This window comes from Nonomuraea sp. ATR24, from assembly GCF_041950485.1.
In the GTDB taxonomy this organism is placed as follows: Bacteria; Actinomycetota; Actinomycetes; order Streptosporangiales; family Streptosporangiaceae; genus Nonomuraea; species Nonomuraea ceibae.
Map to the genome: position 1 here is coordinate 87,741 of NZ_JBGNUU010000024.1, position 21,738 is coordinate 109,478.

Sequence of the window (21,738 nt, forward strand, 5' to 3'; positions counted from 1 at the left end):
CGTGCTGGCTTCACAGGTGCCTGTCCTGATCGTCCTGCTCGTCCTGGGGACGGTGGCCAAGTTCGCCGTCGTCCGGTCGGGCCGGGAGCCGGGGGAGCTGGCCCGGCTGGGCCCGGCGGTCCTGATGCCGGGCCGGTTCCAGCAACCGGCCCTGCTGCTGTGCGGCGTCGTCGAGCTGGTGCTCGCCGCCGGGCTGCTGGTCTCGGCGCACCCGCTGTTCCGGTGGGGGACGGTCACGTTCTTCGCGCTGTCCACGTACGTGCTGCTGGAGCTGCGCAGGCGCCGGCCGGATGCCGGGTGCGGCTGCTTCGGCGAGGTGAGCTCGGCGCCGGTCGGGCTGCGTTCGATCGGCCGGACCGTGGTGCTGACCGGGATGGCGCTCATGGCGGTGTGGGCCGGGACGCCGGGCTGGACGGCGTTCGCCGAGCCGGCCTGGGGGTTCACGCTGGCCGGGGCGGCGGTGCTGGCGGTGCTGTCGCCGGAGATCGACGAGCTGGTCGACCGGGCCCGGCACCGGGCCCCGTGCGAGCAGCGGCGCGGCCCGCAGGAGGGGGTGTCGCTGGCGCGGCTCAAGTCGAGCGGCACGTGGCGGGCCCACGCGGCGCAACTGGCGACCACCGAGCCCTATGACAGCTGGCGGGAGCTGTGCTGGCGCTTCTTCGCCTTCCAGAACCACGAGCGGGACGACGTGGTCTTCGCCGTGCACCTGGCGGGGCGGCGGCCCGCGGTGCGGGTCGCGGTGGTGAGCGCGGAGTCTCTGCCGGAATATACGACCGTATCGGCCTGACGGTAGACAGCCTTATAGAGCGCTCGATTGAACTCTATTGGGCTGTCTAGCTTCCCCACTAGACAGCCCAATAGAGGGCTAGGGGCGGTGCTCACACCGGTTGGGCACGCAGGAACCTCCCGAAATGCGGCACCGTGAACGCGATCAGGCCGCGCTCGGCACTGTAGATCAGGCCCTTCTTGATGAGGCTGTCGCGGGCAGGGGAGAGGCTGGAGGGCTTGCGGCCCAGCGCCTCGGCGACCTCGGCGGTGGGCACCGGCTCGTCGCCGATCTCCGCCATGGCGTGCATGTAGTCGCGCTCGGCGGGGGTGGCGCGCTCGTAGCGGCTGCCGAAGAAGCCCACGGCCAGCTCCTCCTCCGCCTCCGGGGCCGACACCTTGACGTCGTCGAGCGTGATCGGGCTGCGCAGCGCCAGGTCCCAGGCCACCTTGCCGTAGGCCTGGACGAAGTAGGGATAGCCGTCGGCCGCCTCGTAGAGGGCGTCGAGCGCCTCCTGGGTGAACTCGACCTGCTCCTCGCGCGCGGGCAGGATGAGCGCCAGGTCGGCGGCCTCCCGGTCGAGCTTGTCGATGCGCGCATAGCGGAACAGCCGCTCGCTGTAGCTCTTGCTGGCCGACAGGACGCTCGGCAGGTGCGGCAGCCCGGCCCCGACCACGATGAGCGGGCCGCCGGACTGCGACAGCTCGTGGCAGGCGGCGCAGAGCGCCGAGACGTCGGCGGCCTGCACGTCCTGCATCTCGTCGATGAACAGGGCGATGCCGACGCCCAGGTCGGTGGCCACGCCGGCGGCGTCGACGAACAGCTCGGTCAGGTCGATCTCCAGGTCGCCGGAGTCGGCCCGGCCCCGGCTGGCCGGCACCTCGATGCCGGGCGACCAGTGCGAGGTGCCCTTGGCGGCGGCCGGGTCGCGCATCGCGAACGCCTTGAGCACGCCCAGGAACTCCTCGATGCGCTCGGGCGCGCGGTGGCGCGGGGCCAGCTCGCGGATCGCCATGTGCAGGGCGGCGGCGACGGGACGGCGGATCGACTGGTCGGGCCGGGCCTCGATCTTGCCCGTGCCCCACAGCCGCTGCATCGCCATGGACTTGAAGGTGTTGAGGAGCACGGTCTTGCCGACGCCGCGCAGGCCGGTGACGACCATGCTGCGCTCGGGACGGCCGCGGGCCACCCGCTCCAGCACGACCTCGAACTGCTGCAGCTCACGGTCGCGCCCGGCGAGCTCCGGCGGACGCTGTCCGGCTCCGGGGGCGTAGGGGTTGCGCACAGGGTCCACGCTCTCGGACTCTATTGCCGGATATAGCCGCCGTCTTAGATTTGGGAAGAAAGCGCTACGGCGTGTCCGGGCAGGGGCGAGCGCGAGCACCGTCACCGGACACACCCCCTCTCACCAGGCCGAACCCTTGTTCGATTCGAGTACCTAAGACTGTAGCGCGGACTCGAACAGGTGCGCGATGATTTCGGGTAAAGAAGTTTGCAACAGCCGAGCCCACCCCGGGCGTCATGGTGGTGTGGAGTTCGAGGATTTCGTCCGGGCCCGCGGGCCGGCCCTCCTGCGATACGGCTACGTGCTCACCGGCAACGCCGATGACGCCGCCGATCTGGTGCAGGAGGCGCTGCTGCGGCTGAGCGACACCTGGCGGCGGGTGCGCAACAAGGACAATCCGGAGTCGTACGTCCGTACGATCATGGCCCGCCAGCACGTGAGCTGGTGGCGCAAGGTGCGGCGCGAGCGCCTGACGGGCGAGCTGCCCGAGGGCTCCTACACCGACATCCACTCCACCGGCGAGCTCTGGAGAGAGCTCGCCACCCTGCCGCGGCGGCAACGCGCCGTGCTGGTGCTGCGCTACTACGAGGACCTGTCCGACCAGGAGATCGCCGACATCCTCGGCATCTCCCGAGGAACGGTGCGAAGCCAGGCGTTCCGCGGGCTCAACACGCTCCGGGTCAGGCCGGCGATGCTCGAAAGGGGACGGGCGTGAGGACAGAGGACGAGCTGGTCGCAGCGCTGCGACAGGGCGCCGCGGACGCGCCGGAGCCGGACCTGCTGGCGGGGGTCGCCCGGCTGCGCAGGCGGCGGCGCGCCAGGAGAAGGGCGCAACTGCTGGCCGCGGCGGCCGTGGTGGCGGTCGCGGGCACGGGCACGGCGGTCTTCAGGGGCACCGCCGTCCAGGAGGCCCCGCAGCCGCTGGCGACGGCCACGGCGTCGATCGCCCCGGTGCCCGTCGAGCCGGTGGAAGCGGTGGCGGCGGAGCTGTGGCCGGAGGCGGTGTTCACCATGCCGGCCAGGAACTCCGACGGCTGGCGCTACCGCCCCATCACCGCCATCAGCCCCACGGAGGTCCTGCTCAGCGCCGAGTCGTCGTTCGAGAAGGCCGGCAAGTTCGAGGTGTACGACTCGCGTACCGGAAAGGCCAGGCTCGTCGCCGAGGTGCCGAAGGACGACCGGCTGAAGAAGTACATCGTGCAGGGCGTGACCGTGGACGGCGCGAACGTCGCCTGGTTCGCGTACGGCGAGCAGGGCGATGGCGCGCAGATCCGCGACATCTGGACGGTCCCGCTGGCCGGCGGCGAGGCCAGGCTGGTGGCCAGCCGCGTGGGCCAGGACGCCGACCTCGACGCGATCGGCCTGGACGGCGACCACGTCGTCTGGTCGGAGGTCGACGGCGGCGTGTGGCGGCACCCGCTCGGCGGGATCGAGCCCGAGCGCGTCCCGGGCAGCGACGGCCTGCACCTCATCCAGTGGCCCTGGGCCACCGACGTGGCCGACCTGCCGGGGGATCTGGACCACAACCAGCTCCGGCTGGTGAACCTGGAGGACGGCTCCAGCCTCACCGTGGCGGCGCCGCCGGGCGTGCAGGGCATGCGCTGCGGGCCGGTCTGGTGTTACGGCCGGGCGGAGCGCGGCACGGTCATCAGCCGCGTCGACGGCTCGCAGCCGCCCCGGGAGGTCGCGCGCGGCATCGGCATGGGCGTGGCGCGCTACCCGATCCTGGACCGGTTCCTGGCGGCGGGCAATGCGGTGTACGACCTGGCGACGGGCACGATGGTGAGCTTCGGCAACCCGGGCAACTGGTACGGGGCGGGCGTCTCGTCGGAACCGAGCACCGTCTTCTACTGGGGCGCCACCAAGGGGGACAAGCCGGACAAGTTCCGGGTGCTGAACTTGGCAGCGGTCCCACCGGCGCAATAGCGTTCCGCCTCATGCGGACCTTCGCGAACGTACAGGAACTCAAGGCTGCCGTCGGCGAGAAGTTCGGCCCCACCGAGTGGCGCACCGTCACCCAGGAACAGGTCAACCTCTTCGCGGACGCCACCGACGACCACCAGTGGATCCACGTCGACGTGGAGCGGGCCAAGGAGGGCCCGTTCGGCGGCACGATCGCGCACGGCTACCTGAGCCTGTCGCTGCTGCCGGCGTTCATGTTCGAGCTGGTGCGGGTCGAGGGCATCGCGATGGGCGTCAACTACGGCCTGAACAAGGTGCGCTTCCCCCGCCCGGTGCCGGTCGGGGCCAGGGTGCGGGCCACGGCCGAGCTGACCGACGTCAAGGGGACGCCGGCGGGCTACCTGTCCAACCTCAAGATGACCATCGAGGTCGAGGGCGAGAAGCGCCCGGCGTGCATCGCCGAGACGCTCAGCCTTTACGTTCCCGCGGAGTAGCCGGGCCGCGGGCCCCCGCCCGCGGCCGGTTTCGTGGAAATTTCGTTACGAGGGAATTACCCAGGTCAGGGGTGTGTTGGACATTTCTGTACGCGGGTAAGACGCGACCGACTCTCGGGCGTCACGACCCACCGTCCATCACAGGGACCGACCTGTGACCGCTGAATCCGCTCACACGCGGAACCGGGGACCCATGTGTTCCACCGGGGTGAATCGGCACCGACATCGCCGTAGGGCAGCTTCCACGCCCGAACCCGTCAGCTAACCCGGTAAGCGGTATGGAAGCGAGGAGTTACCCTTAATGCGCCCCATCCGCACCCCCAAGATCAACGTGTCCAAGGCCGTCCTCGGCGCCGCGCTCGTCGCGACCGCTTTCGGCGCCCACGTGTCGGCGGACGCCAGCACCGCGACCACCGCCAACACCCAGCCGCAGGCCGCCCAGGCCCAGCAGGCCGCCACGAACCAGAACACCAGGGTCAACGTCTCCGCCTCGCAGGTCCTGGCCGTCGCCAAGGCCCAGGTCGGCACCTCCGAGAACGCCGCCGGCGGTGGCACCAAGTTCCAGCAGTGGTACGCCAACTCCCAGCGCGCCGCCGAGACCGTCCAGCGTGACGGCGGCAACCGCCAGGACTACCTGAACGCCGCCTGGTGCTCGATGTTCGTCTCCTGGGTCGGCGAGCAGACCGGCGCCCGCCCGCAGGTCGGCTGGGACGCCTACACCGTGACCCACGCCAAGTGGTTCGCCGCCAACGACCGCTGGGGCCAGGAGGCCAAGCCCGGCGCCGTGGTCTTCTTCTCCTGGAGCGGCAGCAAGGACATCAGCTCCATCGACCACGTCGGCTTCGTCGTCAAGGACAACGGTGACGGCACGATCTCCACGATCGAGGGCAACACCGGCAACGGCAAGGTCGAGGAGCGGGTCCGTCCCACCTCGCAGGTCGCCGGCTACGGCTACCCGTCGTACGCCGCCTGATCAGACCGCCTCGAAAGCGCGCGTCCCCTTCCGGGGGCGCGCGCTTTTCGCGTTTCGTGCAACGGTACGGCGTGCTGGAGGATCCCTGGATACGTGGACCACACAACCGAGTTCGACGAGTTCGTCCGGAGCCGGGGCGACGCGCTCCTCCGGTACGGCTACGTGCTGTCCGGCAACGCGGACGACGCGGCGGACCTCGTCCAGGAGGCCCTGGCCAGGCTGGGTGACGCCTGGTCACGGGTGCGCAAGAAGGACGACCCCGAGGGGTACGTGCGCACGACCATGGTCAGGCTGCACATCACCTCGTGGCGGCGCAGGCACCGGGAGGAACTGGTGTCCGTCGTGCCGGAGAAGGGGCGCTTCGACCGCTACGAGGACGCGGACCTGTGGGCGGACCTGCAACGGCTGCCGCCCAGGATGCGAGTGGTCCTCGTGCTGCGCTACTACGAGGACCTGCCCGACGCGGAGATCGCCGCGATCCTCGGCGTCTCGCGCGGCACCGTGCGCAGCCAGGCGGCGCGTGCCCTGGACAAGCTCCGGATCAAGCGAATGCTGCAGGAGGCACGATGAGAAGCGAAGAGGACCTGGTCCGGACCCTGCGTGCCGGGGCCGGGCACGTCACGCCGACCGGCGGGCTGGCGGCGGCGGTCGCGGCCCGGCGGCGGTCGCGGCGACGCCGGCAGTGGGCGGGCATGGCCCTGGCGGCCGCCTCGGTGGTGCTGGTGGCCGGAGGGACGATGGCGATGTGGCGGGGGGAGCCTCGGGTGTCGGTGGAGCCGGCGGTCGCGGTGACCACGGTGTCGCCTGGAGAGGTGGCCAGTGCCGTCCCCAGGGTGGCGGAGGTGAAGCCGGTGGCCGAGGTGTGGCCGGAGGCGGTGTTCACGATGCCGGCCGCGGCCCCCGATGGTTGGAAATATCGCCCGGTGACCGGAATTTCCCCCACCGAGGTGCTGCTGACCGCCGAGTCCTCCTTCGAGAAGGCCGGCCGCCTGGAGATCTACGACACCACTGCCCGCACGACCAGGGTGGTGGGCGACATGCCCGCCCCCGAAGGCGTCAAGGGCTACTTCGTCCAGGACGTCGAGGTAGGAGAGCGGCACTTCGCCTGGTACGGCACCACGCCCAACGACAGGGACAAGTGGGCCGACTTCTGGATCATCCCCCGCGAGGGCGGCACCGCCCAGCGGGTCGGCGAGGTCACCGGCGACCTGGCGAACGTGGAGCGGATCGGCCTCACCGAGGACGCCCTGGTCTGGTCCGTACGCGACGGGGGTGTCCACCGGCTGCCGCTGTCCGGGGGCGAGCCCGAGAAGGTCGCCGGCTCCGACGGCCTCCACCTGGACTCCTGGCCGTACGCCGTCGGCTACGCGCCGGGCGAGCGCGGGCAGAAGAACCAGGACCGCAGGGTCGACCTGGTGACCGGCGAGAAGACCCCGCTCCCGGCCTCCGGCTCCGTCACGAAGCTGACCTGCGTCGCCGAGTGGTGCTACGGCGACGCCAAGGGCGGCGGGCTCCTGGTGCAGGGCCTCGACGGCTCCGACGCCACGCTGCTCCCGTCGCTCGGCTTCCACGGGGAGGTCCTGGGCGACCGGTTCGCCTCGGTCATGCCGGTCAGAGGTGACGCCGATCCGGCCAAGGAGTACGTCGCGCCCGTCGCGGTCTACGACCCGGCCACCGGCAAGATCGCCGGCGTGAACCGGGTGTCGCCCGACGGGTCCGCCAGCTACGGCAGCGGAACGTCGTCCTCGCCCACCACGATCATGTACTGGGGCAAGGGCCCCGAGGTCACCGTGATGAACCTGGCGGCCGTCACCAGAAGATGATCGCCGCCACCGCGAGCGCCGCCAGCAGCCCCAGGTAGGCCAGCACCAGCCGGGTGTCCCGGAGCAGGCACTTGCTCCGGGTCAGCCCGGCCCGCCGCGCCTTCCAGTAGCCCGCGAACCCCAGCCCGGCGAACGCCAGCAACGCCCACGGCCCGAACAGCCACGCCAGCAGCGCGACCGTGGCATAGACGCACAACCTCAGCGGATCGTACGGCTCGGCCTTCACGTGATCACCTCCAGCGGGAGCCGTACCCTCGGCTCGGCGGCCACCGCCGACAGCCGCTGGGCCGAGAGCTGCGGCCACGCCTGCACGGCGCAGAACGGCGCGCACTGGTCACGGTCGGACCGCGTGCCCACGTGCACGCAGCACTGCGTCAGCCGCTCCTCGATCATGGTCGACAGGTCCATGAACGGCTTGACCGTCACCCGCACCACCCGCTCGCCCAGCATCCGGCGCAGCTTCGCCCGCCTGCCCGGCAGCGCGGACGAGGCCAGCGCCAGCAGGGTGGAGACGCCGAGGTCGCAGTTCTCGCAGATGTTGCGCCACAGGTCGCCGATCCGGGGGTGCGACAGCGACGACTGCTCCGACAGCAGGCCGAGCAGCGACTCCTGGACGGCCAGCCGCAGCTCGCGCGGGATCTCGGAGTCGGCGATGCGGTTGGCGACCAGGCCCAGGTTCTCCTTGAGCCGGTCGTGGCCGATCAGCGCCACCAGCGAGCGCCACTGCCGGGAGTCGTCGCGGATCAGGTAGCCCACCGAGCAGCAGTGCGGGTGCGAGCACGGCAACGCGGTCAGGTCGCGCCAGGTCACCAGGCCGCCGGTCTGCGGGCCGAGCCGCTTGAGCACGCCGGTGTGGGTCAGCCGGTCCATCGGGTCGATGGCCCCCGACCGGCCCGAGCCGAACTGCGGCTGCAACGACACGCCGCCCACGTACGGGGTGTCGAGGGCCAGCCTGATCACGTCGCCGATCTCGCCGTCGTTGACGCCCAGGGCGGCGGTCATCACCAGCGTGGTGAAGATCTCCCGCTCCGACAGCCTCCGTACGGCGTCGGCCTTCAGCCTGCGCAGGTCACCGCCTCGGTGATGCCGGGAGGACTCGGCCGACGAGCCGTCGTACTGGAGGTAGACCTCGACCCGCTCGCGGTGCTCGGTGAGCAGGTCCAGCAGCGAGTCGTCGCGGGCGATCAGGACGCCGTTGGTGTTGATCAGGATGCGGGTGACGGGCCGGGCGGTCAGCTCGGCCAGGAGCGTCTTCAGCTCGGGGTGCAGCGTGGGCTCGCCGCCGCTCAGCATGAGGACGTCCAGCCTGCCGTTCTCCCTGGCCAGCCGCTGGTCCACGTTGGCCAGCACCTCGGCGACGGGCACGACGCCGGACAGGTCGGGGGAGCTGCCGGCGAAGCAGGTGGGGCAGCGCAGGTTGCACGCCTCGGCGATGTCCTCCAGCAGGATGCAGGTGTGCTGCGTCTGCATCTCCGGAAGCCCTTGCAGGTACGCGCCCGGCACGGGGGCGAAGTTGCCCGACACGTCCGGGATGTGCTGCTTGGTGGGAGCGGTCCATTCCTCCAGATAGGCAAGAATCTCCGGGTCCTCGTCGTACAGCGTCCTGACCAGCCCGTGCTCGCGGCACCCGCGTTCGAGCCACACCCGGCCGTCCCGCTCCGCCAGGTAGCCGCTCAGCCGCTCCACCCGGGTGAGATCGGGCTCCTGACAGTGCGGGCAGAACGCGTTGACGTAGCGGAGGATGCGGTCGCCCCGCAGCTCCATGCCTGTGCTCACTGGTGCACCTTCCGGTCGAAGAGGGCATCGTAGTAGCCGCGCCGCCAGCCGTAGCCGACCCGGATGCCCAGCAGCAGCAGACCCGGCAGGAGGAAGCACTGCGGACCGGTCAGGCCGGACCACAGGATGTCGTTCACCCGGGTGAACTCCACCAGGAAACGGAACACCGCGTAGCCCGCCAGATAGAGCGTGAACAGCTCGCCCGGCCTGGTCAGCCGCTTGCGCGCCCACACCAGGGCGGCGAACGCGGCGAGCTGGAAGACGATCTCGTAGACGAACGACGGGTGCATCGCCTGGCCCGCCAGGCAGCCGGGGCAGTCCGGGGTCGTCGCCGGCGCGTGGATGCCCCACGGCAGCGAGGTCGGCCGCCCCGGGGCCTCCGTCAGATGGCAGCCGATCCGCCCGACCGCCATGCCCAGCGCCACCGCCGGCGCGAACAGGTCACCGGTGCGCTCCCGATAGCCGATCACCCGCTTGGCGACGAGCACCCCCACGTACGCGCCGGTCAATCCGCCCAGGACGCTGCGCGACCCGTACAGCCAGAGGCTCTGCAGGTCCAGCGTCTCCAGCCAGCCCGCCAGGCGCATGCCGATGGCGCCGCCGACCAGCGCCCCGGTGACCGCCACCAGCGACTGCTCGTTCAGCGCGCCCCGGCTGCGGGCCTCGCGGACGAACACCACCGAGGCCACCAGCACGCCGAGACCGACGAAGATCTCGTGCAGCGGCACGTCAGCCGCCGTAGAGGCTCGGGTTGAGACCCGTGCACAGCCCCGCCGTGACGATCGACCACAGCGCCCAGCCGATCATCAGCCCGAGCCCGGTGCCGATCGACCACGGCTTGCGCACCAGCAGCAGGCCGACGCCCACGCCGAGCCCCACCAGGGCGAGGAACGCGGCCGCCGCCCCGATCACGACCCCCGCCTGGTCGCCGCCCATGGCCGAGCCGGCGACCATGAGGACCCCGAACACGACCATGACGTTGATGACGCTGTAGATGGCCACCCCGGCGAGCGCGAGCCCGACCACGATCCCCGCCGAGCTGCCCTGCGGCTGCGGCGGAGGCGGAGGCGGCCACGGCCCGTGCTGTTGCCCGTACGGCGGCCACTGCTGTTGCCCGTGCTGTTGGCCTTGCTGTGGCCCGTGCGGCGGCGGCCCGTGCGGAGGCCCTTGCTGCGGCCCTTGTTGTGGCCCCTGCGGCGGTCCCTGGGGTGGCTGGCGCCACGCCGGGTCGTCCGGGCCCTGCGGCGGCGGCGGTGGTGTGGTCATCGGCTCTCCCCCCCTGGTCCGGCAAAGGTTAGGGGGCGACACTTTCACTTGGCTATACATACCGGCCGATATTGCTGCCCCGCGCCCGGCCCCACCCCCCAGCCCTGCCCAGGAAGAACCTCCTCAGACCGCCCTATAGCCCCTCCGAGTAATAGATCGCCGCCTGAACCCGGCTCTTCAGCCCCAGCTTGTTCAGCACCCTGCTGACGTGGGTCTTGGTCGTGGCCTCCGCCATGTCGAGCTCCCGGGCGATCTCCGCGTTGGACAGCCCGCGCCCGATGCAGGCCAGCACCTCCCGCTCGCGCGGCGTCAGCCCGGCCGGATCGACCGCCTCCTTGCGCACCGGCGGCGCCTGCTCGCCGAACGCCGTGATCAGCCGCCTCGTGACTGCCGGCGAGATCAGCCCGTCACCCCTGGCCACCAGCCGCACGGCCTCCACCAGCGAATCGGCGTCGGTGTTCTTCAACAGGAACCCGGCCGCCCCCGCCCGCAACGCCCCGAACACGTACTCGTCCACGTCGAACGTCGTCAAGATCAGCACATCGGCCACCCCGACCAGCTCCCTGGTGGCCGAGATGCCGTCCATCCGCGGCATCCGCACGTCCATCAGCACCACGTCCGGCCGCTTCTCTCTGGCCAGCGCCACGGCCTCCACCCCGTCGGCCGCCTCGCCCACGACCTCGATGTCGTCGGTGCCGTCGAGGATCAGCACGATCCCGGCCCGGACCGCCGCATGGTCGTCGGCCACCAGAACCCTGATGCTCATCCCGCGCTCCCGTCATCCTGCCCAGAGGTCGGCAACCGTGCCGTGACCCGCCACCCGTCGCCCTGCGGCCCGGCCTCGAACGTGCCGCCGACCAGCGCGGCCCGCTCCCGCATGCCCACCAGCCCGGCGCCCGCCCCCGGCAGCCGCGCGTCACGCCCGTTGACCGCGTTGTCCACGGTCACCGAGACCTGCCGCGCCTCGTAGCGGATGTGCACGCTCGCCGGCTGCTCGCCGTGTTTGAGCGCATTGGTCAATGCCTCCTGAAGAATCCGGAACGCGGCCAGATCGACCGGCGGGGGCAGCTCCCGGGGCTCGCCCTCGACACGCAACGACGTCTCCATCCCCGACCCGCGGGCCCGTTCGACCAGGCCCTCCGCGTCGGCCAGCCGTGGCCGCACCGCCTCGGCCTCCTCGCCCGCCTGCCGCAGCAACCCGATCATGGACCGCATCTCGGACAACCCCTTCACGCTGTTCTCACGTACGGACTCCATGATCTTTCGCACGGTGCCCTGATCCAGGTCCTTGCGGGACAGCACGGCCGTGGACTGGATGGCGATGGCGCTGAAATGGTTGGCGATCATGTCGTGCAGCTCGCGGGCCATCCGCGTGCGCTCGGCCGTGATCGCCGCCTGCCGGTCGAGCTCGGCCAGCCGCGCCACCTGCTCAGCCCGCGTCCGCTCGGCCACCGCCCGGTCGCGCTGCTGCCGCAGCACCTGGGCCGTCGTCACCGGCGACACCAGCACCAGCCCCAGCTGCACGCTGATCAGCGCCAGCACCCGCCAGTCGCTCGCCAGGAACCCGCCCACCGCCCCGGACACCACCGCGATCATCGTCGTGCCGATCAACAGCCACCGCGACGCCCTGGCCGGCCCGTAGAGCGCGGCCGCGTACAGATTGTCCGTGTAGACCAGCACCGTGCCCAGCGACGGCCCCACCACGGTGTCGAGCAGGATCCCGGTCGTGCCCAGCCCCAGCGAGGCCATCGGCGCCCGCGTGCGCCCCAGCGTGGCGAGGCACACCATCGCCAGCGGCACCGCCATCATCCACCGGGACGGCTGCCACGCGGGCGGGTCGCGGGGGATGTAGGCTCCAGCCGCGATCAGGAGCAGACCCACCGCGAAGGCCAGCCCCGCCAGCAGCGGCACGCGTTTCATGCCTCCTATCCCACCACCCCGGACCACCGGTTCCCTCCTTCGCGGGGCCGCCTGTGGATACACCCTTCGATGTATCCACAGGTTCCTTTTCCTGGCGGAGGAAACCGCCCAAAGCGCCCGCAAGACTGGACAGCGTGATTGTCGCCATCCTGATCGCGTGCGAGATCGGCTTCTGGGTCCTCCTCGGACTCGGCCTCGCCTGCCGCTATCTCTGGAAGCGCCGCCGCCTCAGCACGGCCCTGCTGGTCAGCGTCCCCCTCCTGGATGTCGTCCTCCTCACCGCCGCCGTGATCGACATGCGCGGCGGCGCCGTGGCCGACTTCAAGCACGGCCTCGCGGCCGCCTACCTCGCGTACTCCGTCGTCTTCGGCCACCGCACCCTGCGCTGGGCCGACGCCAAGTTCCACCACCGCTTCGCCGGCGGCCCCCCGCCCCCGAAACCCCCACCCGGAGGCAGGGCCCGCACCCTCTACGAATGGCGCTACTGGCTGCTCATCCTGCTGGCGTACGGGATCACCTGGGCCGTCGTCCTGCTCATGACCTGGCTCGTGGGCGACCCGGCGCGTACGGAGGAGCTTCGGATGTTCGCCCTGCAACTCGTCAGGGTGCCGGCGATCGCCCTGATCTGGCCGGTGAGCCACACGCTGTGGCCCAAGAAGGTGGAGACCGAAGACGCGCGATCGGCGTAACTGGTTCGAGGCATCGCTCCGGACCCGCTATGCTTGCTTACGCAGCGAGCGGCCGTAGCTCAATGGATAGAGCATCTGACTACGGATCAGAAGGTTGGGGTTTCGAGTACCTCCGGCCGCACAGCAGGTCAAAGGCCCTTCGGGATGATCCCGGAGGGCCTTTCGCATGGGCGTACAGCCACGGGCTCTACCGCCTTTCTCCGCTGGCCCTGACGGCGCGCCGGAGACGGTTCCTGGAAGCCTGCGGATCAGCTGACCTTCGCGCGGAGGTACGTGACCCGCGCACACCGAAGCGGAAAGGCGCTCGCCCTTGACTGTGCGCTGCGTCCGGCTACTTTCTAATAAGAAGCTTTCCTAAGAGTGCACCACCTTCGGGGACCATCCGCGCACCAGCCAACCCTGCTGGAGGTCAGCACATGCACCTCAGAAAGCACGCCGCGGCCCTGTCCGCCACAGCTCTCCTCACCGCCTCCGCCCTCTTCGGCATGGCCTCTCCGGCGAACGCCGACCCCAACTGCACAACCGGCGTGGATAGTCCCAAGACCGCCTGGGCGATCTGCACCGGCTACGCCCGGTACGCCGTCCTCATCTATGTCAGCCACCCCAACCCCAACGCCGGCGTCGGTTCCTGGCACGAGGTCGGCACCTGCGTGTCCACCGGACAGCGCTCCGAGCACACGCCGTACCACAGCATCCCCTTCACCGTGGGAGTCGCCCTCATCTGCTGACGCCGGCTCCACACCCCGAAGCGAAGGCCCGTGCTACCAGGGAAATCTGGGACGGGCCTTTCGGTTTGTTCGGGCAATCCCGGGATCTTGCTGACATGGACTCGTCGAGGGCATCGCCGGTCCCGAGGAGGCCGAAGAGCGTACAGCTTGGCTGGTGGCCGTCGTGCTGGGAGTCGACTCGCACGGTGCGGCGGACGGCTGGGCCGCTCTGGCCGACGGCGGGAAGGTCCGAGGCGGGTTCGTGCCCGCGGTCCGGCGGGACGGCTGACGGGGAGGGCACCCGCGCTCCCGGAAGGCGCTGGTCAGGAGGCTAGGGCGCTGTTGACGGCGTTGACGTAGCGGTAGAAGGCGCTGGTGCGGTTGGCCGGGTTCTCCACCCGGGCCCTGGACAGTTTGCCGCCCTTGAAGAAGCGTGTGCGCTGGCCCTTGCTGATCTCCAGTTGTACGCCCATGCGGCGCTTGTTCCTGTTGACGATGTTGCGGGGGCTGGTGCCGTTGATCCGGTCGGGGACCGTGGCCGCCACGGGGAAGCCGGCCTTCCTGAGGGCGGCGGTGACCTTGGCGACCAGGCGGGCGTCGCGGCCGCCGACGTAGGTGGTCGCGTGGGTGGCCGCGGCGGCGTGCCAGGAGACGGTCCGGTCGACGGCGGCGACGAGCTTGAGCGCGCGAGGCTCGTCGAAGCGGGTCGAGGTGATGTGGAGTTTGCTGTTGCCGTCGGGCTTGATGCCGACGAACGAGTAGAAGGCGTGCTTGGTGCCTGCCGCGTGGTCGGCGAGCTGGGTGGTGGGTGACTCGATCGCGCCGCCGTGGATGGCGATGTGCGCGACCTCGGCGCCCCGGGGGAGGCGGCGCAGGCGCAGGTAGTCGCGGCCTTCGACCTCCTTGGCGGCGAGGGTCGCGTAGTCGGGGTACGTGTCGGCGGCTGCGGCGTGGGCGGGGTGCGGGGCGGCCACGGGGACGAGCAGGGCCACGAGCCCGGCGGCGATGATCTTTCGCATGGCGCCCATCGTGTCATCTCGTCCCGGTATCAGGGGCCGTGTCAGGGCGGCGACGATCTGGTGTCAGGGCGGTGGGCGAAAGTTGGGGACATAAGCGGTTCGTCGCTGCGAACCGCGCCACCCGGCCGACAGGCACCGTACAGCTCAGAAGGAGCGTCTCATGACCATCGCCATCTCCCTCACCGACCAGGACAAGCTCACCCTCCGCGTCGCCGCCTGGGGCGCCGTCTCGCTGATGTCCGCCGCCGGCGCCGCCGGTTCGGCGCACCGGGTCGCCACCGAGGGGTCCATCGCGCTGACCTCGGCGACCGGGCTGGTCGGGCACGTGCTGGCCAAGGCGCCCAAGGGCGTGAAGTACGGCAGGACGGTGGCCACGCTGGCCGACCAGGTGCTGCCCGCGCTGACGGAGTCGATGCGCCTGCTCAACCGGCAGGACCCGGCCGAGGCGGCCAACTTCCGCGGCACCGTCCTCGTCGCCGTGGACGCGGCGGCGCAGATCCACAAGGGCACGCCCAGCCCCGCCCTGGCGGACATGGCCCGCAAGATCACCGCGGCTCTCGACGCCGCCTGACCCATGCGGGTCCGGGCGAGAATCGTACGCACGGTCACGGGGTCCACGACGGGCCCCGTGACCCTGTGGCCCGGGAATCGGCTACGAGGCCGCCTGTTGCCGGCGCACCATCTCGCCGATCCAGATCGGCGCATACGGCGACGTGCACCCCGGCGAGGTCGGGTAGTCCTTGAGCACCTCCAGCCGCTCCCCGATGGCCAGGGCGCGGGCGCGGTGTTCGGGGTGTTCGATCCCGATCTGGGCGAGGCAGGTGTTCATCGCCCACTGAAGCCGTTCCGGGGCGTTCTTCATCTCTTTCTCGACGAGGTCGAGCAGCCCGGCGAGGTCGATCCCCTCGGGCTTCTTCGTCACCCGTTCGGAGGTCAGCGCCCAGCCGGCGCTCGCGACCACCGGGTCGGGGTCGGCGAACCAGGCCACGCGCAGCTCCTCGGCGTGCGGGCTCTTCTTCACCACATAACTGACGAGCCAGTCGTGCACCTTGGGCGTGCGCGCCTCGCGCATCATGGCGTCGAGTTCGTCGCGCTCGTACGCCTTCGGGCGGCAGATCAGCATCGCCAGCAGCCTGGCGGCGGTGTCGCCCGTCTCCCAGAGCCGGCGCGCGAGGTCCTGCTGCGTCTTCAGCCGCTTGGCGAGGGCGCGCAGCTTGCCGAGGTTCACCCCGTGATCGTCGCCGTGCTTCTCGTTCACCTCGCGGATCCTGGGGTCCTCGAGCTCGGCCAGTTCGGCCATCACCTCGGCCACCGTCGTCTCGGCCACGTCAGCCTCCCGTCCATCACCTGCGGGTTCAGCGTACGCCCGACTCGGCGGCCGTTCACCGCGTCGGCGTGAAGGACGAGACGGCCGCCCAGACGACGGCGACGGCGAGCACGACCCCCACGCCGAGCCGCCCCAGTCCCGCGGCCTGCACCACCGGCCGCCTCAGAACCCGGTCGCGCCCCCGGCGGACGAACCCGGCCAGCGGCACCAGCAGCCACCAGTGGGAGTACGCGGTGGCCGCCAGCGCGACGAGGACGACCGGCAGCCCGATCACCCCGGCATCCACGGACCACTGGGTGAGATCATCCCAGAACGTCCCCCGCGTCCACACGTACACGGTGTGGAGCAGGCGCTCCTCGTGCACCACCGGCGTCAGGCGGTGGAACGCCGGCCCCCACGCCGCCGCCCCCACGGCCAGCAGCCACAGGACGATCCGGTACGGCCTCCGGGGCCGGGCTGAACGGGAGGCCGTGAGCAGCGCAGCGGCGGCGGCGCGGTCAGGCTGGTCGGGCCGTCCGGCGCGGTCAGGACGGTCGGGGCGCAGAACCAGCCGGTGCCTGATCTGCCGATCCCGAACGTCGTGAGGATCACCGGCCCGGACGCGGCCAGGACCGCGCCGGCGCGTAACGCTCCCGCCGCCGGCTCGCGCACGGACATCACCCTTCCTGAGGCGACCGGATCAGGTGTTGCCCGAGTCCTCGGGGATGGGGGTGTTCTCGTCGCGGGTGTACTTCAGCAGGGCGGCCTCGGTGATGACCTCGTCGGCGGGCGGGGCGGTGACGGCGAGGCGGAACCCCCAGCCGGTGTAGCGCGTGTCGCTCCGCTTGACCAGGGGGTTCTTGCCCGTCCCGGCGGTGTCGTTGGTGACCAGGCGCTTGAGCAGCCCGTCGCGGCCCGTCCAGAGCTGCCAGGAGACCTTGCCCTTGCTCCGGGCGGTGATGGCCTTGCCGGACGACCAGTTGACCAGCGTGCCCTTGGCTGTCTTACGCAGCTCCGCGTAGCTCATCGTGCCCCGGTAGAGGCGCCCGCCGGGGACGGCCTTGCTCGTCGAGCACTTCAGCAGGGCCTTCACCAGGGCCGGGTCGTACACGTCGATGGGCTGCAGGCTGGCGTCCCCGGCCAGGTCGCGGCCGAAGCGGCCCCGGTGGCGGTCGGGGTAGATGATCCAGTTCTTGCCGGACGGGACCGGGCCGGACACGTGGCTGCGGCTGACGTACACGTCCTTGCGGACGCGGATCACCCGGTGGGACCTGGACTCGCCGAGGTCGCGCCAAGACAGGTCGGCGGCCACCGGGCCCGACGGGGAGAGCTGGACGCGGCCGGTGATCCGGGTCCCGGCAGGTTTGGCCTTCGTGCCGAAGGAGTAGCGGGTGGTCTCGGTGACGCGGACGCCGTGTTCGTGCCGGAGTTGCCGCTTGAGCGCGCTCGCCGGATCGGGGGCGGCGCCGGCGGCCTGGGCGGGGGCGGCCTGGGCGGGGGCGACGGGGACGAAGGCGATCAGGAGGGCGGCGGCGAGGGCGACCCGTCGTCTCATGGAATCGGTCCTTGCTCGGGGGCGCTGTGAAGGCGGTCCCCAAGGGTATCGCGCGGCTTTCCGGCTGTCCCATCCGAAAAGCCCGTCCGGTGACAGCGCGTCCGGTGATAGCGGGTTCGTCCCGTGGTTTAGGGGTGGGGTGGCGGACGGGCGGCGGTCATCGTGGGTGTCATGAGGCATGCCGTCGTCATCGGAGCCAGCGTCTCCGGCCTGCTGGCCGCCGCCGCGCTGAGCAGGATCGCCGAGCGGGTCACCGTGCTCGACAGGGACCGGCTGCCCGGGGAGGACGTGCACCGGCGCGGCACGGCGCAGAGCCGGCACGCGCACGGCCTGCTGGCGCGCGGGCTGGAGGTGATGGAGCTGCTGCTTCCCGGCCTGACGGTGGAGCTGATGGAGCGGGGGGCGTTCGGCGGGGACCTGCAGGCGGACTGCCGGTGGATCAACGAGGGGCGGCGGCTGGCTCCGGCGCCGGGCCGCATGCCGGGGCTGCTGGTGAGCCGGCTGCTGCTGGAGGGGCAGATCCGGCGGCGGGTGAGCGCGCTGCCGGGGGTGGAGGTGGCCGGGGAGAGCCAGGTGGCCGACTTGACGCGCAGCGGCGACTGGGTGACGGGGGTGCGGCTCGTCTCGGGGGAGACGGTCAGCGCGGGCCTGGTGGTGGACGCGTCGGGGCGGGGCTCGCGGATGCCGGCGTGGCTGGGGCAGCTCGGGTTCCCGGCGCCCGCCGAGGAGCGGGTGGAGATCGACCTGACGTACACGACGCGGGTGTTCCGCCGCAGGCCCGACGACCTGGCCGGGGACCCGGTGGTGATCATGGCGGCGACCAGGGCGGTGCCGCGCGCCGGGGTGGCGCTGGCGATGGAGGGCGACCGGTGGATCGTCACCATCGGCGGCTACGGTGACGCGCCGCCCGCCGACCTGGCCAGCTTCGTCGCGTACGCGAGGTCGCTGCCCGCGCCCGACATCCACGAGCTGGTCTCCCGGGCGGAGCCGCTGGACGAGGGGACCCACCACCGGACTCCGGCCAGCGTGCGGCGGCGGTACGAGCGGCTGCCCCGCTTCCCGCGCGGGCTGGCGGTCGTGGGTGACGCGGTGTGCGCGTTCAACCCGATCTACGGCCAGGGCATGAGCGTGGCCGCCGTGGAGGCGCTGCGGCTGGGCGAGTGGGCCAGGCGCGACCGGCCCGCCCGTGAGCTGTTCCGGTCGATCGCCCGGGTCGTCGACGCGCCGTGGGACATCGTGGCCGCCAACGATCTGCGCCTGCCCGGGGTGCGCGGCCGGCGCACCGCGAAGATCAAGATGGTGAACGCCTATCTGGAGCGCTTCCACCGCGCCGCCGAGCACGACACCGAGCTCGGCCGCCGCTTCCTGCGGGTGGCCAACCTCCTCGATCCGCCGTCGGCGCTCCTGCGTCCGGCGTGCCTTTTCCGCGTGTTACGCGGGGGCTCGGACGTGGTGCGCGGCGATACTGGAGACGCGGTGCCGGCGGGGGAGCCGAGCTATCCGGCGCGGCACCAAAATTAAACGATTCGTTATCTTGTACCGTTCGCCTTTGCGTAGGTAAGTTTGGCGGCCATGACCGCACCGACCATCGCCGAGGAGCTGCGCGGGGCCGGCCTGCGGGTGACCGCCGCCCGCGTCGCCATGCTCCAGACCGTCCGGGACGGTGACCACCTCGGCGTCGAGGCGATCGCGTCCGGGGTGCGTGACCGTGTGGGACACATCTCCCTGCAAGCCGTGTACGAGGCGCTGCACGCCCTCACCGCGGCCGGGCTCGTACGCCGGATCGAGCCCGCTGGCAGCGCCGCCCGCTATGAGGGCCGCGTGGGCGACAACCACCACCACATCGTCTGCCGGTCGTGCGGCGCCGTCGCCGACGTCGACTGCGCGGTCGGCCACGCGCCGTGCCTGAGCGCGGCCGACGACCACGGCTTCGCGATCGACGAGGCCGAGGTCATCTACTGGGGCCTGTGCCCCCGATGTTCCAGCTCCTGAGCAAGAAAATCCCGGAAGGATTCCATGTCCGAGAACCATGATGCAATCGTCACCGACCCGAAGACGGAGGCAACGGGAGGCTGTCCGGTCGCGCACGATCGCGCCCCGCACCCCACCCAGGGCGGCGGCAACCGCCAGTGGTGGCCGGAGCGGCTCAACCTGAGGATTCTCGCCAAGAACCCGGTCGTGGCCAACCCGTTCGGCGGGGACTTCGACTACGCCGAGGAGTTCAAGAGCCTCGACCTGGCGGCCGTGAAGCGGGACATCGCCGAGGTGCTGACGACCTCGCAGGACTGGTGGCCCGCCGACTTCGGCCACTACGGCCCGTTCATCATCCGGATGGCCTGGCACAGCGCGGGCACGTACCGGATCAGCGACGGCCGCGGCGGCGCCGGGGCCGGCCAGCAGCGCTTCGCGCCCCTCAACAGCTGGCCCGACAACGCCAACCTCGACAAGGCCCGCCGCCTGCTGTGGCCGGTCAAGAAGAAGTACGGCCGCAAGCTCTCCTGGGCCGACCTGCTGGTCCTGTCCGGCAACGTGGCGCTGGAGTCGATGGGCTTCCAGACGTTCGGCTTCGCCGGCGGCCGCGAGGACGTGTGGGAGGCCGACGAGGACGTCTACTGGGGCCCCGAGTCCACCTGGCTCGGCGACCAGCGCTACAGCGGCGACCGCGAGCTGGAGAACCCGCTGGCCGCCGTCCAGATGGGCCTCATCTACGTCAACCCCGAAGGCCCGAACGGCAACCCCGACCCGCTCGCCGCGGCCCGCGACATCCGCGAGACGTTCCGCCGGATGGCGATGAACGACGAGGAGACGGCCGCCCTGATCGTCGGCGGTCACACGTTCGGCAAGACGCACGGCGCCGGCCCGTCCGACCACGTCGGCCCCGACCCCGAGGCCGCCTCGATCGAGGAGCAGGGCCTCGGCTGGCGCAACAGCTTCGGCACCGGCAAGGGCGGCGACACGATCACCAGCGGCCTTGAGGGCATCTGGACCAACACCCCGACGACCTGGGACAACAGCTTCCTGGAGATCCTGTACGGGTACGAGTGGGAGCTGTTCAAGAGCCCGGCGGGCGCCCACCAGTGGCGGCCGAAGGACGGCGCCGGCGAGGGCACCGTGCCCGACGCGCACGACCCGTCGAAGAGCCACGCCCCGACGATGCTGACCACCGACCTGTCGCTGCGCTACGACCCGATCTACGAGCAGATCACCCGGCGCTGGCTGGAGCACCCCGACGAGCTGGCCGACGCCTTCGCCCGCGCGTGGTTCAAGCTGACTCACCGCGACATGGGCCCGGTCGCCCGCTACCTCGGCCCGGAGGTCCCGTCCGAGGTGCTGCTCTGGCAGGACCCGCTGCCCGCGGTGACGCACGAGCTCGTCGACGCCGCCGACGTGGCCGCGCTCAAGGAGCAGGTGCTGGCCTCGGGCCTGTCGGTGTCGGAGCTGGTGTCCACCGCGTGGGCGTCGGCCTCGTCGTTCCGCGGCAGCGACAAGCGCGGCGGCGCCAACGGCGCGCGCATCCGCCTCCAGCCGCAGATCGGGTGGGAGGTCAACGACCCCGACCGGCTCGCGACCGCGCTCGGCACCCTGGAGGGCATCCAGAAGGCGTTCAACGGCGCCCAGACCGGCGGCAAGCAGATCTCGCTGGCCGACCTGATCGTGCTCGCCGGCTGCGCGGGCGTCGAGAAGGCCGCCAGGGACGCCGGTTTCGCCGTCCAGGTCCCGTTCACGCCGGGCCGGGTGGACGCTTCCCAGGAGGAGACCGACACCGAGTCGTTCGCCGCCCTGGAGCCGACCGCCGACGGGTTCCGCAACTACCTGGGCAAGGGCAACCGCCTCCCGGCCGAATACCTGCTCATCGATCGGGCCAACCTGCTCACGCTGAGCGCCCCCGAGATGACGGTCCTGGTCGGCGGCCTGCGCGTGCTGGGGGCCAACTACCAGCGCTCGCAGCTCGGCGTCTTCACCACGACGCCCGGCGTGCTGACCAACGACTTCTTCGTCAACCTGCTCGACCTGGGCACGACGTGGAAGGCGACGTCCGGCGACGCGACCACGTTCGAGGGGCGCGACGCCGCCACGGGCGAGGTCAAGTGGACCGGCAGCCGCGCTGACCTGGTGTTCGGCTCCGACTCCGAGCTGCGTGCGGTCGCCGAGGTCTACGCCAGTGACGACGCCAAGGAGAAGTTCGTGACGGACTTCGTCGCGGCCTGGAACAAGGTCATGAACCTGGACCGGTTCGACCTGGCCAAGTAGTCCCGG

Annotated in this window: 25 protein-coding genes, 1 tRNA gene and 1 riboswitch; of the genes, 14 read left to right on the top strand and 12 right to left on the bottom strand. The window is 71.3% G+C overall.

Annotated features, from left to right (window positions below; all coding sequences use genetic code 11):
• Nucleotide 1: 1 nt before the first annotated feature.
• Entirely contained in the window at nucleotides 2-787 is a 786-nt protein-coding gene (locus ACBI99_RS38700) for a MauE/DoxX family redox-associated membrane protein (protein WP_375074744.1), read from the top strand.
• A gap of 91 nt (nucleotides 788-878) precedes the next feature.
• Here ACBI99_RS38700 and ACBI99_RS38705 read toward each other — a convergent pair whose 3' ends face one another.
• Entirely contained in the window at nucleotides 879-2,060 is a 1,182-nt protein-coding gene (locus ACBI99_RS38705) for an ATP-binding protein (protein ID WP_219498763.1), read from the bottom strand.
• A gap of 235 nt (nucleotides 2,061-2,295) precedes the next feature.
• Here ACBI99_RS38705 and ACBI99_RS38710 point away from each other — a divergent pair, with 235 nt between their 5' ends.
• The 6 genes from ACBI99_RS38710 (at nucleotide 2,296) to ACBI99_RS38735 (ending at nucleotide 7,243) form a co-directional block, all read left to right on the top strand.
• Nucleotides 2,296-2,766: a SigE family RNA polymerase sigma factor gene (locus tag ACBI99_RS38710; protein ID WP_364168263.1), complete on the top strand. Its 471-nt coding sequence runs from the start codon at nucleotides 2,296-2,298 to the stop codon at nucleotides 2,764-2,766.
• Nucleotides 2,763-3,977, top strand: a complete 1,215-nt coding sequence (locus ACBI99_RS38715; RefSeq protein ID WP_375074745.1) for a hypothetical protein — start codon at nucleotides 2,763-2,765, stop codon at nucleotides 3,975-3,977. Before ACBI99_RS38710 ends, ACBI99_RS38715 begins: the two co-directional genes overlap by 4 nt.
• Nucleotides 3,978-3,988: 11 nt before the next feature.
• Nucleotides 3,989-4,447 (top strand): MaoC family dehydratase, encoded by a 459-nt coding sequence (locus ACBI99_RS38720; RefSeq protein ID WP_364168259.1) that lies wholly within the window; start codon nucleotides 3,989-3,991, stop codon nucleotides 4,445-4,447.
• A 149-nt stretch (nucleotides 4,448-4,596) separates the two neighbouring features.
• Nucleotides 4,597-4,738, top strand: a riboswitch (cyclic di-AMP (ydaO/yuaA leader).
• 10 nt (nucleotides 4,739-4,748) lie between these two features.
• Nucleotides 4,749-5,420 (top strand): CHAP domain-containing protein, encoded by a 672-nt coding sequence (locus ACBI99_RS38725; protein WP_219498774.1) that lies wholly within the window; start codon nucleotides 4,749-4,751, stop codon nucleotides 5,418-5,420.
• A 93-nt stretch (nucleotides 5,421-5,513) separates the two neighbouring features.
• Entirely contained in the window at nucleotides 5,514-5,990 is a 477-nt protein-coding gene (locus ACBI99_RS38730) for a SigE family RNA polymerase sigma factor (protein ID WP_219498776.1), read from the top strand.
• Nucleotides 5,987-7,243, top strand: coding sequence for a hypothetical protein (locus ACBI99_RS38735; RefSeq protein WP_375074746.1), 1,257 nt, complete (start codon nucleotides 5,987-5,989; stop codon nucleotides 7,241-7,243). The genes ACBI99_RS38730 and ACBI99_RS38735 overlap by 4 nt, the downstream gene beginning before the upstream one ends.
• Here ACBI99_RS38735 and ACBI99_RS38740 read toward each other — a convergent pair.
• The 6 genes from ACBI99_RS38740 to ACBI99_RS38765 all read right to left on the bottom strand — a co-directional run bounded on the left by ACBI99_RS38740 (nucleotide 7,230) and on the right by ACBI99_RS38765 (nucleotide 12,205).
• Nucleotides 7,230-7,469, bottom strand: coding sequence for a hypothetical protein (locus tag ACBI99_RS38740; RefSeq protein ID WP_219498780.1), 240 nt, complete (start codon nucleotides 7,467-7,469; stop codon nucleotides 7,230-7,232). The genes ACBI99_RS38735 and ACBI99_RS38740 overlap by 14 nt on opposite strands.
• Nucleotides 7,466-9,019, bottom strand: a complete 1,554-nt coding sequence (locus ACBI99_RS38745; protein WP_375074747.1) for a radical SAM protein — start codon at nucleotides 9,017-9,019, stop codon at nucleotides 7,466-7,468. Before ACBI99_RS38745 ends, ACBI99_RS38740 begins: the two co-directional genes overlap by 4 nt.
• Nucleotides 9,016-9,747 carry a prolipoprotein diacylglyceryl transferase gene (locus tag ACBI99_RS38750; RefSeq protein ID WP_219498783.1) on the bottom strand — a complete coding sequence of 244 codons (732 nt, stop codon included), beginning with the start codon at nucleotides 9,745-9,747 and terminating at the stop codon, nucleotides 9,016-9,018. Before ACBI99_RS38750 ends, ACBI99_RS38745 begins: the two co-directional genes overlap by 4 nt.
• Nucleotide 9,748: 1 nt before the next feature.
• Nucleotides 9,749-10,045 (bottom strand): hypothetical protein, encoded by a 297-nt coding sequence (locus ACBI99_RS38755; protein ID WP_219498786.1) that lies wholly within the window; start codon nucleotides 10,043-10,045, stop codon nucleotides 9,749-9,751.
• A 373-nt stretch (nucleotides 10,046-10,418) separates the two neighbouring features.
• Nucleotides 10,419-11,051 carry a response regulator transcription factor gene (locus ACBI99_RS38760; RefSeq protein ID WP_219498789.1) on the bottom strand — a complete coding sequence of 211 codons (633 nt, stop codon included), beginning with the start codon at nucleotides 11,049-11,051 and terminating at the stop codon, nucleotides 10,419-10,421.
• Nucleotides 11,048-12,205, bottom strand: a complete 1,158-nt coding sequence (locus ACBI99_RS38765) for a sensor histidine kinase (protein WP_246643591.1) — start codon at nucleotides 12,203-12,205, stop codon at nucleotides 11,048-11,050. Before ACBI99_RS38765 ends, ACBI99_RS38760 begins: the two co-directional genes overlap by 4 nt.
• Before the next feature lie 134 nt (nucleotides 12,206-12,339).
• Between ACBI99_RS38765 and ACBI99_RS38770 the strand changes: the two genes are divergently transcribed.
• From ACBI99_RS38770 to ACBI99_RS38780, 3 genes are all read left to right on the top strand, one after another.
• On the top strand, nucleotides 12,340-12,894 hold the full coding sequence (locus ACBI99_RS38770; RefSeq protein WP_357591790.1) for a hypothetical protein: 555 nt from the start codon (nucleotides 12,340-12,342) through the stop codon (nucleotides 12,892-12,894).
• A gap of 48 nt (nucleotides 12,895-12,942) precedes the next feature.
• Nucleotides 12,943-13,015, top strand: a tRNA-Arg gene (locus ACBI99_RS38775).
• Between the two features lie 295 nt (nucleotides 13,016-13,310).
• Nucleotides 13,311-13,622 carry a hypothetical protein gene (locus ACBI99_RS38780; protein ID WP_219498792.1) on the top strand — a complete coding sequence of 104 codons (312 nt, stop codon included), beginning with the start codon at nucleotides 13,311-13,313 and terminating at the stop codon, nucleotides 13,620-13,622.
• A gap of 302 nt (nucleotides 13,623-13,924) precedes the next feature.
• On the opposite strand, the gene ACBI99_RS38785 is transcribed toward ACBI99_RS38780, so the two are convergent.
• Nucleotides 13,925-14,620 carry a poly-gamma-glutamate hydrolase family protein gene (locus ACBI99_RS38785; protein WP_375074748.1) on the bottom strand — a complete coding sequence of 232 codons (696 nt, stop codon included), beginning with the start codon at nucleotides 14,618-14,620 and terminating at the stop codon, nucleotides 13,925-13,927.
• A gap of 160 nt (nucleotides 14,621-14,780) precedes the next feature.
• Between ACBI99_RS38785 and ACBI99_RS38790 the strand changes: the two genes are divergently transcribed.
• Nucleotides 14,781-15,191, top strand: coding sequence for a hypothetical protein (locus tag ACBI99_RS38790; RefSeq protein ID WP_357591782.1), 411 nt, complete (start codon nucleotides 14,781-14,783; stop codon nucleotides 15,189-15,191).
• Nucleotides 15,192-15,272: 81 nt separating this feature from the next.
• Here ACBI99_RS38790 and ACBI99_RS38795 read toward each other — a convergent pair whose 3' ends face one another.
• The 4 genes from ACBI99_RS38795 to ACBI99_RS38810 all read right to left on the bottom strand — a co-directional run bounded on the left by ACBI99_RS38795 (nucleotide 15,273) and on the right by ACBI99_RS38810 (nucleotide 17,481).
• Nucleotides 15,273-15,920, bottom strand: coding sequence for a DNA alkylation repair protein (locus tag ACBI99_RS38795; RefSeq protein ID WP_375074766.1), 648 nt, complete (start codon nucleotides 15,918-15,920; stop codon nucleotides 15,273-15,275).
• Between the two features lie 82 nt (nucleotides 15,921-16,002).
• Nucleotides 16,003-16,314 (bottom strand): hypothetical protein, encoded by a 312-nt coding sequence (locus ACBI99_RS38800; protein ID WP_375074749.1) that lies wholly within the window; start codon nucleotides 16,312-16,314, stop codon nucleotides 16,003-16,005.
• Between the two features lie 5 nt (nucleotides 16,315-16,319).
• Complete coding sequence (locus tag ACBI99_RS38805; protein ID WP_375074750.1) at nucleotides 16,320-16,604, bottom strand: hypothetical protein; 285 nt, start codon at nucleotides 16,602-16,604, stop codon at nucleotides 16,320-16,322.
• Nucleotides 16,605-16,626: 22 nt separating this feature from the next.
• Nucleotides 16,627-17,481: a hypothetical protein gene (locus ACBI99_RS38810; RefSeq protein ID WP_375074751.1), complete on the bottom strand. Its 855-nt coding sequence runs from the start codon at nucleotides 17,479-17,481 to the stop codon at nucleotides 16,627-16,629.
• 171 nt (nucleotides 17,482-17,652) lie between these two features.
• Between ACBI99_RS38810 and ACBI99_RS38815 the strand changes: the two genes are divergently transcribed.
• From ACBI99_RS38815 to katG, 3 genes are read left to right on the top strand one after another with little or no spacing between them, the layout of a single operon-like run.
• The gene (locus tag ACBI99_RS38815) at nucleotides 17,653-19,002 is read left to right on the top strand and encodes an FAD-dependent monooxygenase (protein WP_357591774.1); all 1,350 of its coding nucleotides are present in this window, start codon (nucleotides 17,653-17,655) and stop codon (nucleotides 19,000-19,002) included.
• A 51-nt stretch (nucleotides 19,003-19,053) separates the two neighbouring features.
• Nucleotides 19,054-19,473 carry a Fur family transcriptional regulator gene (locus tag ACBI99_RS38820; RefSeq protein WP_357591772.1) on the top strand — a complete coding sequence of 140 codons (420 nt, stop codon included), beginning with the start codon at nucleotides 19,054-19,056 and terminating at the stop codon, nucleotides 19,471-19,473.
• Between the two features lie 24 nt (nucleotides 19,474-19,497).
• Nucleotides 19,498-21,732, top strand: a complete 2,235-nt coding sequence (katG, locus tag ACBI99_RS38825) for a catalase/peroxidase HPI (protein WP_375074752.1) — start codon at nucleotides 19,498-19,500, stop codon at nucleotides 21,730-21,732.
• Nucleotides 21,733-21,738 lie beyond the last annotated feature (6 nt).